The sequence below is a fragment of the Ruminococcus gauvreauii genome (genome assembly GCF_025151995.1).
In the GTDB taxonomy this organism is placed as follows: domain Bacteria; phylum Bacillota; class Clostridia; order Lachnospirales; family Lachnospiraceae; genus Ruminococcus_G; species Ruminococcus_G gauvreauii.
In genome coordinates this window covers 2,935,855-2,949,022 of the sequence record NZ_CP102290.1, presented here as the reverse complement: position 1 = coordinate 2,949,022, position 13,168 = coordinate 2,935,855, and the positions used below count along the sequence as shown (strand labels likewise).

Annotated in this window: 10 protein-coding genes; 2 read left to right on the top strand and 8 right to left on the bottom strand. The window is 48.9% G+C overall.

The features are described 5' to 3' along the window. Window positions 1–5: 5 nt before the first annotated feature. From fmt to NQ502_RS13985, 6 genes are all read right to left on the bottom strand, one after another. The gene (gene fmt / locus NQ502_RS14010) at window positions 6–947 is read right to left on the bottom strand and encodes a methionyl-tRNA formyltransferase (RefSeq protein ID WP_028528807.1); all 942 of its coding nucleotides are present in this window, start codon (window positions 945–947) and stop codon (window positions 6–8) included. Next, complete coding sequence (gene def, locus NQ502_RS14005) at window positions 948–1,439, bottom strand: peptide deformylase (RefSeq protein WP_044983288.1); 492 nt, start codon at window positions 1,437–1,439, stop codon at window positions 948–950. A 113-nt stretch (window positions 1,440–1,552) separates the two neighbouring features. Then, window positions 1,553–3,778 carry a replication restart helicase PriA gene (priA, locus tag NQ502_RS14000; RefSeq protein WP_028528805.1) on the bottom strand — a complete coding sequence of 742 codons (2,226 nt, stop codon included), beginning with the start codon at window positions 3,776–3,778 and terminating at the stop codon, window positions 1,553–1,555. 3 nt (window positions 3,779–3,781) lie between these two features. Further along, window positions 3,782–5,239 (bottom strand): UDP-N-acetylmuramoyl-L-alanyl-D-glutamate--2,6-diaminopimelate ligase, encoded by a 1,458-nt coding sequence (locus tag NQ502_RS13995; RefSeq protein ID WP_028528804.1) that lies wholly within the window; start codon window positions 5,237–5,239, stop codon window positions 3,782–3,784. Between the two features lie 298 nt (window positions 5,240–5,537). Further along, window positions 5,538–6,509, bottom strand: a complete 972-nt coding sequence (locus tag NQ502_RS13990) for a uroporphyrinogen decarboxylase family protein (RefSeq protein ID WP_028528803.1) — start codon at window positions 6,507–6,509, stop codon at window positions 5,538–5,540. Continuing rightward, complete coding sequence (locus NQ502_RS13985; protein WP_028528802.1) at window positions 6,506–7,693, bottom strand: MFS transporter; 1,188 nt, start codon at window positions 7,691–7,693, stop codon at window positions 6,506–6,508. Before NQ502_RS13985 ends, NQ502_RS13990 begins: the two co-directional genes overlap by 4 nt. A 208-nt stretch (window positions 7,694–7,901) precedes the next feature. Between NQ502_RS13985 and NQ502_RS13980 the strand changes: the two genes are divergently transcribed. Continuing rightward, window positions 7,902–9,431 carry a PucR family transcriptional regulator gene (locus NQ502_RS13980; RefSeq protein ID WP_028528801.1) on the top strand — a complete coding sequence of 510 codons (1,530 nt, stop codon included), beginning with the start codon at window positions 7,902–7,904 and terminating at the stop codon, window positions 9,429–9,431. Window positions 9,432–9,879: 448 nt separating this feature from the next. Continuing rightward, complete coding sequence (locus NQ502_RS13975; RefSeq protein ID WP_028528800.1) at window positions 9,880–10,782, top strand: AraC family transcriptional regulator; 903 nt, start codon at window positions 9,880–9,882, stop codon at window positions 10,780–10,782. On the opposite strand, the gene NQ502_RS13970 is transcribed toward NQ502_RS13975, so the two are convergent. Together NQ502_RS13970 and NQ502_RS13965 are read right to left on the bottom strand one after the other, a co-directional pair. Continuing rightward, window positions 10,770–11,852: a uroporphyrinogen decarboxylase family protein gene (locus NQ502_RS13970; RefSeq protein ID WP_028528799.1), complete on the bottom strand. Its 1,083-nt coding sequence runs from the start codon at window positions 11,850–11,852 to the stop codon at window positions 10,770–10,772. The genes NQ502_RS13975 and NQ502_RS13970 overlap by 13 nt on opposite strands. Before the next feature lie 116 nt (window positions 11,853–11,968). Next, window positions 11,969–13,165, bottom strand: a complete 1,197-nt coding sequence (locus tag NQ502_RS13965) for an acetyl-CoA C-acetyltransferase (protein ID WP_028528798.1) — start codon at window positions 13,163–13,165, stop codon at window positions 11,969–11,971. Window positions 13,166–13,168: the final 3 nt, after the last annotated feature.

The window sequence follows — 13,168 nt, the reverse complement described above, 5'->3', positions numbered from 1 at the left end:
CTCGCTTACCGGGACACAGTCAACTCTGCGCCCTCTTTCATCTCGTTTCCGCGCAGGAAAGCATCTGCTTCCATACGTTTTTTTCCCTCAAGCTGCAGCTCGCGGACGCACAGCAGGCCCTGTCCCGTCTGGACGCAGATCCCGTCCCCTGAGGCCCGGACAACCTGTCCCGGCATAAAGCTGCTGTTTTCCTCACATACGGACGCTTTCCATATCTTCAGTATTTTATGATTCCAGCCTGTAAATGCACTCGGCCACGGATTCAGTCCCCTTACCAGCCGTTCCAGTTCGGCAGCGCTTTTATTCCAGTCGATCTGCCCCATGCTCTTTGTGATCATAGACGCATAAGGAGTCGGGCTTTCCTGTGGCTGCTTTTCATATACCGCTTCACCCGATGCGATCGCAGGGAGTGTTTCCACCAGCAGCTTTGCACCCGCTGCACTCAGCTTCTCGAAAAGGCTCCCCCCCGTCTCCGCTTCCTCAAGCGGAACGCTCACTTTGGCGATCATATCACCGGTATCAAGCCCTTCGTCCATTTTCATGACGGTCACACCCGACTCCTTCCTTCCGTCGATGACCGCACGCTGAATCGGTGCTGCCCCCCGATAATCGGGAAGCAGTGACGCATGAACATTGATACAGCCGTACTTCGGCATCTCAAGCAGGCGTTTGGGAATGATCTGCCCGAAGGCGACAACAACCGCAACATCCGCATGCAGCTCTTCCAGCTGGTCCAGAAATGCCTCATCACGAACCCTCGATGGCTGCAGTACATTCAGGTTATGCTTTACCGCCGCCTCCTTGACCGGAGTGGGCTGCATCGTCTTGCCTCTCCCTTTTGGCTTGTCGGGCTGAGTCACAACCGCAGCAATCTCATGTCCTGCTTCCACCAGAGCCTCGAGTGTTCCCACAGAAAAATCCGGGGTTCCCATAAATATTACTCTCATTTATTCCTCAACCTCGTCTCCATATTCTTCATCCGCGGTCACATCACGGAGTTCCCCCTCCACATGCTCCACATACATAATGCCGTCCAGGTGATCGCATTCGTGGCAGATGGCACGTGCCAAAAGCTCCGTTCCCTCAAGCACGATCGGCTCCATATTTTCATTCAGAGCCTCTACTTTCGCATAATTCGGACGCGTCACGGTTCCGGTCTTGCCCGGAAGACTCAGGCACCCCTCATCGCCGGTCTGCTCTCCGGACGTCTCCACGATGACCGGGTTGACCAGTATGTGCGGTCCCTCGCCGACGTCGATCACAACGATCCTTTTCAACACCCCTACCTGGGAAGCTGCCAGTCCGACACCGTATTCCTGATACATCGTATCCAGCATATCCCCGATCAGTTCCCGGATTCTCGGAGTCATCTCTTCTACCGGCCGGCACTTTTTGGTGAGTACACGGTCGCCCATCTTTCTGATATTACGAATTGCCATAATTTCCTCCATTTCCTATATGTTCTTCAGCATATATTAAAATTGATGTAACTGTTCAGCTGATTTTGGTGTCAATATTCCCGCCCTCTGAACTGTCACAAATTGCTGTTTTATCAGCTGTGCAGGTCAAATTGTATATATAACTTCCGGAATCCCGCGTTGATCTCCATATACTGCTCTGTTCTCATTCTCACTGCAGCGAGGTACGATTCCTGCGGATGCTTCATATACAATACCTTCCTGTATCTGTCCTGGATTTTAGAGACGGCCGCATCTGCAGGACCTATGATGGAAAGCCGGTCGTCCCGGTTGACATTCTCAATATATTTCCGGATATACTGCATCGCCAAAGCCAGTTGTTCTTCATCCTCTCCACTGCCGCTCACCGCCATCATCGCGCAGGCGGGCGGGTAATCCATCAGCATCCGGTATGCAATCTCTTCCTGATAAAATGCCGGATAATCCTGCTTCACAGCCGCCCGGATACTGTAGTGTTCCGGCTGGTATGTCTGAATAAACGCCTCTCCCTGTGATTCGCCGCGGCCTGCACGTCCAACCGCCTGAACCAGCAGTTGAAACGTACGTTCTGCGCAGCGGTAGTCATCGGCATTCAGGGAAAGATCTGCCGCCAGCACACCAACCAGCGTAACCCGGGGGAAATCATGTCCCTTTACGATCATCTGTGTACCGATCAGAATATCGGCATCCCCTCTGGAGAATGCGGACAGTATTTCTGAATAGCTGTCCTTTTTTCTCGTGGTATCCATATCCATACGCAGCACTTTTGCCTGCGGAAACATATGCCTGACCATATCTTCAATCTGCTGCGTCCCAGCTCTGAATGCTCCAATGAACCGTGACCCGCAGGACGGACAGACCGAAACCTCTGCCTCCGTGTAACCGCAATAGTGACACACCATTTTTCCGCCCCGGTGCAGCGACAATGAAACATCACAGTGGGGGCATTTTGCGACATGTCCGCAGGACCTGCAGGATAGAAAACCCGCATAGCCCCTGCGATTCAGGAACAGAATCGTCTGTTCCCTGTTATCCAGTCTCTTCTGAATCGCATCCCGAAGTGCCCGGCTTATAATAGAAGTATTTCCTTCTGATAATTCTTCCCTCATATCCACTGTATATACACTTGGAAGCACACCGTTTCCAAAGCGCTGTGTCAGTGTAATAAGGCGGTATTCCCCGGACAGGCAGCGGTAATACGCTTCCAGGGAAGGCGTTGCTGAACCCATAACCACGGCCGCATCTTCCAGTGCTGCCCGCATGACGGCAGTCTCCCTGGCATGATAGCGCGGGGTCCCTTCGCTCTTATAGGAGGTCTCATGTTCCTCGTCGATGATGATCAGTCCCAGATTCGGAAAAGGTGTAAACAGAGCGGACCTTGGACCCACCATCACCTGCACCTGGCCGTTTCTGGCCTGTGCAAAGGCATCCCATCGTTCCCCCTGCGACATACGCGAATGGATAACTGCCGCTTTCTCCCTGAATCTGCGGCGAAAACGTGCTGCCATCTGATACGTCAGTGCGATCTCCGGTATCAGGACGATCACCTGGCGTCCTGCCCGCAGCACACTGTCGATGAGTTCCATATAAAGACGGGTCTTGCCACTCCCCGTAATCCCATAGACCAGACAGGGCTTTGGCATGTAATGGTTCATCTCTTCAAGAATCTGTCCCGCGGCATGCCGCTGTTCTTCTGACAGAATCGGTTCCGGTTCCTCATCAAATTCAGGAAGCTCAGGAGAGCGGTACTGTGTCTCAGACTCCACACTGATGACTCCCCGTTCACTGAGCGGGCCAAGTACGGCGGCCGTGATATTCAGTTCCTTTAGTGCCCGGGCATAATCCAGCTCTCCCCGCTCAAGCAGCGCCTTTATCACTCTCGCTCTGGCCGTGCGGTGCTTTTTCTCACATTCCTGCAAAAGTCCCCGCGCTTCCTCCTGTGTCTGCAGGAGTCGAATCGTCCGCTTCTGCTTCGTCTTGATTTCCTGCTTCATGGGGAGTACCGTCTTAAGTGCCTGTATCATCGCAGACCCGTATGTCTCCTTCATCCAAGAAGCAAGCGCGATGAGTCTGGTCTCAACACCCACGGGGTGTTCCGGCACAGCCGCAATTTCTTTCATCCTGTCCTCCTGAAACTGCGCGTTCTCTGTAATTCCGACAACATATGCATTCGTCATGCGGTTTCCCCTGCCAAAGGGCACCAGAACCGGCATTCCAATCCGTACAGAACTTTTGAGTTGTTCCGGAATCCGGTACTGAAATGTCCGATCCAGCTTCTCACTGGTAATATCCACGATCACATCTGCATATGATTTTTCCATCAGCTATTTTCCTTCCAGAATATCCCGAATCAGTTTCCTCTCATCCATCGGATATTTCCTGCCCCTGATCTCCTGATAATCCTCATGTCCTTTGCCGGCAAGTACAATGATATCGCCCGGTTCGCCATTATGAATGACATAGGCGATTGCCTCTTTCCGGTCTGCAATCTCTACAAATTTTCCGTCTGTTTTTTGAATCCCAATTTTGATATCATCGATAATCGCCTGCGGTTCTTCATCCCGCGGATTATCTGATGTGATGACAGTAAGGTCCGCCAGTCTGCCGGACACCTCTCCCATTTCATACCGCCGTAGTTTTGACCTGTTCCCTCCGCAGCCAAACAGACATACTAAGCGATGCGGGTTGTATTCCCGCAGCGTCGTCAAAAGGCTTTCCAGGCTCATCGCATTATGGGCATAATCGATCATCAGCGTAAAATCATCGGAGACTTTGATCATCTCAATCCTTCCTTTGACTTTCGCCTGCTTCAGCGCCTGAACGATATCATTTTCCGAAACATTGAAATGGCGGCAGATAGCGATCGCCGTCAGCGAATTGTAAATACTGAACTTTCCCGGTACGTCGATTTCGACCGGAAACTCCATAAGGCCTTCCACCTGATATGCGACACCCAGATATCCGGGTTTCGAGATGAGATGTGCATTGGCTGCCCGAAGGTCCGCATCCTTGGCAAACCCAAATGTCTCCAGCTTACAGGTATGACCTTTGATCATGGCCTCCAGATGCTCGTCATCGGCATTTACAATGCCCACCCTGCACTGCCTGAGCAACTGGCTTTTACACTGAAGGTACTCCTCAAAGTCAGCATGTTCATTTGGACCGATGTGATCCGGCTCAATATTGGTAAAGATCCCAATATCAAAGGTGAACCCCGCGGTTCTGTGAAGCTTGAATCCCTGTGAAGACGCCTCCATCACCGCACAGTCGCAGCCGGCATCCAGCATCTTCCTGAAATACTGCTGAACGGTAAATGACTCCGGAGTCGTATTTTCCGACGGGATCACTTCATCACCGATAACAGTCTCAATCGTACCGATCAGCCCCACCTTATATCCTGCGTTTTCGAGAATGGACTTCACCATATAGGTAGTCGTAGTCTTTCCTTTCGTCCCGGTGATCCCAATTACCCGCAGACTATCCGCCGGATACCCGAAGTACGCAGCTGAAATCACCGCCATGGCATACCGGCTGTCCGAAACCTTTATCACTGTTACTCCTGCCGGAACCTGTACTTCCTCTTCTACAACGACCGCTTTTGCGCCCTGACTCACCACAGCCGGCACAAAGGTATGCCCGTCAGCGACAGCTCCCCTGACACAGATAAACAGCGAACCTTCACAGGCTTTTCTGGAGTCATTCACCACTTCCGTTATCTCAACATCTTCACTTCCGTTAATTATCTCATAATCCAGACGTTCCAATAATTTTGTAAGCTTCATGCCGCACCTCCGTTTTGCATCTGCTTCATGCCAGAATACTCTGCGTATTCTAACTCATCTTATAGAATATCACACTCAAAAGGGCTTTTCAACTTGAAACGGGCCGTGTACACATACAGATTTCCTTCCCGGCATCTTAATAATTTCTAAAGAATCTTTTTGTTTCTTTTATGGAATGTCCACACTTTCCTCACAAATTTCATGTATAGTAGGTATTGGATAGTTGATTAACCACTCACTATCTCCCCCCTCATTTAAAAAAACAGGGATCCGCATATGCGGATCCTTGTTTTTTGTTCTATTTGTATAATTCTTCTCTGCATGACTCATACTCATCCATAATAATCTCTGTCCACTCCGGACGTACCAGCAAAAGTGCGGGGATATAGCAGCCTCCTTCGGACAACTCCATGATTTCTTCACGAATGCTTTGCCTGACAGCCTGTTCAGTCAGTGCACCTGCGCTTTCCATCACATCCAGTTTCTGAGTATCGAAGTATACATTGTAAACCACTTTCGTACCGGTAATCCTTTTCATACGCGGAATATCATTCAGTTTCATAATGTTCAGTCCGTCAACTTTCAGTTCATCTACAATTTCCGGTATCAGATCCTGGATGTTTCCGCAGCTGTGAAGTTCAAAGAGTATTCCTTTGCTGTGTACATGTTCGACAATTCTTCTGGTCGGTTCTTTTATCAGCTCTCTCCATATATCCGGTGCAAAGAACAGGGAACGCTGCGTTCCCCAGTCGTCATGATAGCAGATGATATCTGGCCTGTAGTATTCGGCAATCTTGTCAATCAGACGGCATTTATAATCGGCCATTGCCTCAAAAAATGCTCTTACCTCCTCAGGGTCCGTCAGAAGAGCACACAATGCGTCCTCAAATCCCATAAGCGTATGGAGACGTTCAAAGATACCATTGTGTATCATCTGATAGAGTAGCGCTTCCCTGCGGTTAAAATCCAAAATCCGGTCTTTTTTTGCCGCTTGTTCCCAGTCAAACTGGTCCAGATCCGGAAATTTGACTATCTCACGCCAATCTGCAATATCTTTCAGCAGAAAATCAGGTCCCGGGACAGGCGCCGGCTCCCCCTCTTTCCACATCCAGTGTACTCCGAACCAGTCATAGCCATCCCTGCCGCCGGCTGCCCGTTCCAGATAACCGCTGACCGGAACATTATTGATGATACCCTCCCCCATAATCGGAAGGAACTCTGGCATTTCATGGCGATACAGTTTTAACACATTTTCCTTTTTTGATATCATATTCTTCCCCTCTGCTCTCTTAAAATAAACAGGAATGCCAGGCCGATGACCGGCATTACCGCCAGTGCAAACCAGCAGGTTCTAAACGTTCCTGTCAGATCCACTGTCCAGCCGACAACCATCGGTGACAGAATGGACGCCATCTGAAAGATACAGTTCTGAACTCCCATCACTGATCCGGCAAGATGATCCGGAGCATATTTTGTGATCAGAGCATTCAGATGTGCATTCGGTAGATATGTTGCAAAACCATAGACAAAGCCTGCTGCCTTCAAAATGCCGAGATTGGTCTGGAAACCAAAAATCAGTGTCACAACGGCAATCAGGATATATACTCCTATCAGATAGAATTTTACATTCATGTTGAATTTTTTCACGATAATCCCGGTCAGCAATGAGCCGATAATCCCGCCAATACTGTAAATGCTCATAACACCTGCCGCCTGTACTGTTTCATATCCAATACTGCCCAGATAAGTGTTGGCCCATGTGGACACGCCAAGATTCAGAAACATATAGAAAAAACCGGCGAAGCAGACACAGACCAGGTTCCGTGTCGTAAACACAATTTTCAGTCCCGTCAGGAGCGTCACCTTTTGCCCGATTGCTTCTGATTTAATATTTTTCACAGTCACAAATATGAGAATCGCGATTGCTATGGCTATATAGCCAACTACGCGAAATGCTGCCTGCCAGCTGTAATCGACCAGCAGCCTTGCTCCCAGTTTGTTAGCGACCGTAAGTCCCACTGTCGGACCGACGAGCAGAATACCAAAAGCGATCCCCCTGTCTTTCTGTTCAAAATATTCACTGATAACTTTACTGCAGCACGCCATCACCACGCCTGCTCCAAGACCGGTGATGACACGGCAGATCATGCCCTGCGTATAATCCGTGATAAATGACATTCCAATAGAAGCGAGACCGGTCACAAGCACACCTGCCGACAGAACATACTTGACCCCAAAACGGTCTGCCAGTGTTCCCCCTGGAATCTGTGTTATAACGTAGCCGATAAAAAATGCCGACATAAAAGAACCTGCTGCGACATTTGACAGTCCAAGTTCCTCCGTTACCGTTGTGTTGAGCGGTGACCAGACAAATCTGGTCATAAAAGTAACTGCAAATGCCGCGAGCATCAGAAGCAGCAGCAGCCACCGTCTGGAATCTTTTGTCTTTTCCATGTGAAACCCTCCATTTTGATTTTCTTTTGCTTTTTATGACTATATTATACCAGTCCTGCCTGATCAGAATAATGCCATGACCATACAATTTCATATTGTAAACTGTACAAAATTGCACAATCACGCTCCTCATGAATGTTCCGCTTGCACACCTTCCTTATATTCTATAGAATGTCCCTATACGAATATTTTTGAGGAGGTAGATTTCATGAGACTGTCACTCCGGCTTATATATGAACAATTGGCGGAGCAATACCCGGCATTATCTCTGATGGGCTCAACCAGTCCCGGGCTGACGGAGGTCCAGATCTTTTCAGCAGGCAGTATCTCGCTGAAAAAGGATGTTCTGTACGTCATTCTGGATGATTCTTTGACATCCGGGATTCTTTCTGAAACCCCGGGCATCTCCTGCATTATGCGCGGTCCGGGACACCTGAATTTTCCGGAACACGCCATCGTTGTCCCCTGTCAGTACTGTATGACAGACTTGTTTAACGATGTCGTATCCCTGTTCCGGCAGTTCCAGTCCTGGGAAACCTCTGTTCTGGATGCCATCGCACGAGAGCGCCCCCTTACAGACATTCTGAATCTTTCGCATATGGTCACACGTGATACCGTGTATCTCGCAGATACCACACTGAAACTTATCGCACACACATCACCAACCCTGATGGATGATATCAGTGCAAACTGGAACTATCAGATCAAATACGGTTACATGCCGATGAATATCGTCCGGAAATTGATCGACACCGGGGAACTTGCTTATATGAATAAAACCCGGGAAGCATTTACCTATCCGACAGAAACCTTCAATCTTCCCTACACCTGCAAAAATATTTTTCACGGCTGCCAGCTGCTGGCACATCTGTTCATTGTCGGAGTCTATTCACCCCCCACCCGCACACATCTTGAAATCGCAGAAGTGCTGGGGCGGATGCTTTCTATCTATCTCGAAAAGAATCCCGGCAATGTTACGCTGTTCGGCACCTTCCACGAAGGTTTTTTACGTGATATATTAAACAGACGGTTATGCAACCGGGACTTAATACAGAATCAGCTTTCCTATTTTGACTGGAAAATTGACGATATTTTCGCGCTTCTGCTGATTGACTGTGCAGAAGATTCGCAATACAAAAAGCAGTTGATCATCAATCATCTAAGCCAGAACCCAAATCTGGACTGCAGTGTTTTCGAAGCGGAACATTATCTGGCTGCTATCTATCACGCTCCGGATACCACGGACATTCGCAGAGACTTATACAGCTTCGCCGATAAATTTCAGATTCGCGGAGCTCTCAGCAAAAGCTTTCATGACCTGACCAACCTGCATATTTATTTTGAGCAGGCCAAAAAAACCTTGACGATCGGACAAAAGCTGTCACCGGATAATCACATTTTCGTCAATGATGACTACGGTATTTACAGCATTATTTCGAGAATCGTAGAGGGGCATTCCATCTTCGAACTGTGTCACGAAGGCGTTCTTCGACTATATGAAACGGACCAGGAAAATGGTACAGACTATATCAACACGCTGTTCCAGTACCTGTCCAATGACCGCAATCTGCTGAGGACCTCAAAATCCCTGTTCATACATCGCAATACCCTGAGTTATCGTCTGGACAAAATCTCAGCTGTGGTCGATCTGGAATACGATAACCCGGAAAACCGTCATTATATTTTAATGTCCCTCTATATTCTGAGATACTGCATTCTAAACAGGAATGACCCGTGACGTTCTGCGTATTTTTTACTTCTTCTTAAGAATATTTCGATTTATTTTAGAATTTATCCATAGTTTTATCACAATTATGCTGTATAGTATGTATTAGATAGTTGATTAACCACTCACTATCTCCCCCCTCATTAAAAACAGAGACCCGCGAGAGCGGGTCTTTGTTTTTGTGTCATCAGATCTGTCTCCTCAGTTTTTATTTCGGCTTAAGATTTTTATGTTTTATTTTAGATTTTCTCCACACTTTCGACACACTTATCCTGTATACTACGTATCAGATAGTTGATTAACCACTCACTATCTCCCCCCTCATTAAAACAAAAGACCCGCATAAGCGGGTCTTTTGTTTTGTGTTTCTTTTGAAAATATAGATCTGATAATTCTTGAATTCCCGTATTTTTTCCCTTATGATAAAGTTACGATAACACTCATGTCTGTGGAGGATCCCATGAAAACAAATGAAAAAGGTGTCTATCCGGAGTCGGAGGTATTTTTTCTGACACCGTCCGAGACGGCACGCGAACTGTTATATTATATCACTCGCTGCGGCCATTACCTGTGCAGTTCACAGTATGAGTTCAGCGGCAGCACTTCTCTGGGCCGTCATCCGTCACGCCAGACGATGCTGATGATGTATGTGCAGAGCGGCTCAATGTCCCTCACCTTAAACGGTGTACCAATGCAGGCAGTTCAGAATCAGGTGATTCTGGTGGACTGCCTGCTGCCGCATGAGTACCATGCGCAGGAAAAAACCGAGTTTTACTGGATGCACATCGACGGAGTCAATTCCCGTGCATTCTGTGAGCGCATTCTCACCGAACACGGAAATGTCTTCAATGTCGTCCAGACAGGCGCATTCCACCATAAATTCCGGGAAATCATCAGCTCCTGTCAGCCTACAGTCGGCACCGGAGAAGTTTCCCGTTCCCTGATGGTATACCAGCTGCTCTGCACCGCTTACCACTCGAGCGCACAGCCCGAGGCTGCTTCCGACGCGGAAATGGCAGGGGAGGCCACTCCCATCGGCCGGGCACTCCGTTATATGAGCGAACACCTTTCCGAAGATCTGAATGTCACAGACATTGCCGCCCGCGCCGGCATGAGCAGCTCTCACTTTTCAAGGCAATTCCGTGAAGCGACCACGTACTCCCCTCACGAGTACCTCGTGATGAAACGCATAGACTATGCCCAGTGGCTGCTCTATGCAACCGATCTGCCCATCCGGGAGATCGCGGAACAGACCGGTTACAACAGCGAGACCAATTTCATCGTCTCCTTTAAAAAGAAGATGGGCATCTCACCGTCCCGTTTTCGAAAACTGACACAGCCGCATCAGCGTCAGAACGTATAGCGCTTTGCAATTTCAATCATTTTGTAGAGTTTCTGCGGTTCAACACGCGGAGGCAGACTGTCGCCGTTCGCCAGCACGAATCGTTTTTTGTGATCCCCCAGGCTCTCGATCGTCTCAACCGTTCTCTGTTCCAGTTCCTCCATCGTGCAGCGGATCAGGAAAGTGGGATCAAGTCCGCCAATGACTGCAAACTTGTCATCCCATGCATCATAACAGTCTCTGATCTGAATATCGCCCACCGGTGCAGGCGTCACGGATTCAAATGCCGCAACGCTCTCCCGCTCCATGATCGGCAGCAGATTTTTAATCTTTCCGCAGGAATGATGGATCAGTCTTTTTCCGTTCGCAGCCAGAATATCCGTAAACTCATTAAATTCCGGAAGCACATACTCTTCAAACCACGTCGGGGAGAGCAGTGTGGTCGAGGAGTCTTCCCACACGTTGAAGTAAGTCGTCGGGCAACCGGCTGCGACACGGCACGCCCGCATATTGGCAGCTTTCAGCGCCTGCATGAATTCTTCTACGATTTCCGGTTCCTCAGACAGGTCAATGATGGTACGCTGCAGATTATCTTCCAGCAGATATTCCAGCGAAGACCGAAACTCCGTCGCCTGCGGCACGACGATGCCGTGATCGCCGATCAGTTCCATCCGCTCTTCATACCAGCTGTAATCCGGTTCAAAATCCATATGTTCAAAGACATACTGCAAAACTTTATAATCTTCCAATTTCTTGACGAAGCTCGTCTTGCGCGCGGAGATCGATCCCCAGAGCATCGGGCCTGCAAATGACTCATATATGGTCCCGACAGGTGTGGTGTATGTACGGACTGTCTCACCGTTTTCATACACATCCGTGTATTCCACGCCCCCCGAGAGCACGATCTTATAAGGCAGCGGACCATCACGATCAATAATATCTGCTCCTAGTTCTTTCATGAACTCGATCGGGTCCGGCTTGCCTGGCAGACTGTTCGTATAATATGGATTGATCAGGAATGAACTTGCCAGGCGATCCGGCGTTTCCCCCTCCAATACACAGTTTAAGCGTTCTTTTGATGTCATTTCCATCGTTCATACCCCTTTCAAAATGTGAATCCTGCGTTGTTGATACCACGATTGTAGCATCTGCAAGATGCGTCCACAATTTGAAAAACGCTTAGAAAATTTATATTTTCTGCTTTCTATTACCGGCACATGGAATCTCTTTCGAACAATACCGCCTCTCCCATGCCGCCGCCGATACACAGGCTCGCAACACCAAAACGTTTATCGGATCTTCTCATTTCGTATAATAAAGTCGCGGCTATGCGGGCGCCTGATGCACCGATCGGATGTCCCAGAGCGATGGCTCCTCCGTTTACGTTGACCTTGTGGGCCGGGATCTTAAGATCTCTTAAGACACCGATCGACTGTGACGCGAACGCCTCATTTACTTCAAATAAATCAATGTCATCTATCTTCAGTTCCGATTTTTTCAGCAGTTTCTTTATCGTCGGTACAGGACCCAGACCCATGATCTTCGGATCTATTCCGCATGAGGCGCTGCAAGCCACCTTAGCCAGAGGTTTCAGCTGATTTTCCTTTACAAATTTTTCAGAAACCACCAGCATAATACAAGCGGCATCGTTGATCCCGGATGCATTGCCCGCCGTTACGGTACCGCCCGGTTTAAATGCAGGTCTCAGCCTGGCCAGCTGTTCAGCGGATGTATTCGGGCGTATATGCTCATCCTGTTGGAAGACAATATCATCTCCTTTTCTCTGCGGAATGCTGATCGGAACTATTTCCTCCCTGAATTTTCCGCTCTCTGATGCTGCTTTTGCTTTCATCTGGGAATCCAAAGCAAATGCATCCTGTTCTTCCCTGGTTATCTGATATTGTTCTGCAACATTTTCTGCTGTGACACCCATATGATAGTCGTTGAAAGCATCCCATAACCCTTCGTGAACCATACTGTCCACCGTGATGCCGTCTCCCATGCGCTGCCCTTCTCTCAGCCCTGGCAGCAGATACGGCGCGCCGGACATGCTTTCCATTCCGCCTGCGGCAATGCAGTCTGCCTCACCGGCTTTTATAAGTGCGGCCGAAAGGGCGATGGTGTTTAATCCCGATCCGCATACTTTATTGACCGTCAGAGCAGGAACTTCAATCGGCAGTCCCGCGCTGACAGTCACCTGCCTTGCCGGATTCTGTCCCTGCCCGGCCTGCAGTACGTTGCCAAGGATCACCTGGTCTATCTGATCCGGTGAAATCCCCGCTCTTTTTATTGCCTCCTTTAACACATGGGTTCCCAGCTCTACAGCTGTCACCCCTTTCAGTGTTCCTAAAAACGAACCAATCGCCGTACGGCATGCCCCGATTACATATACGTTATCTGTCATTTT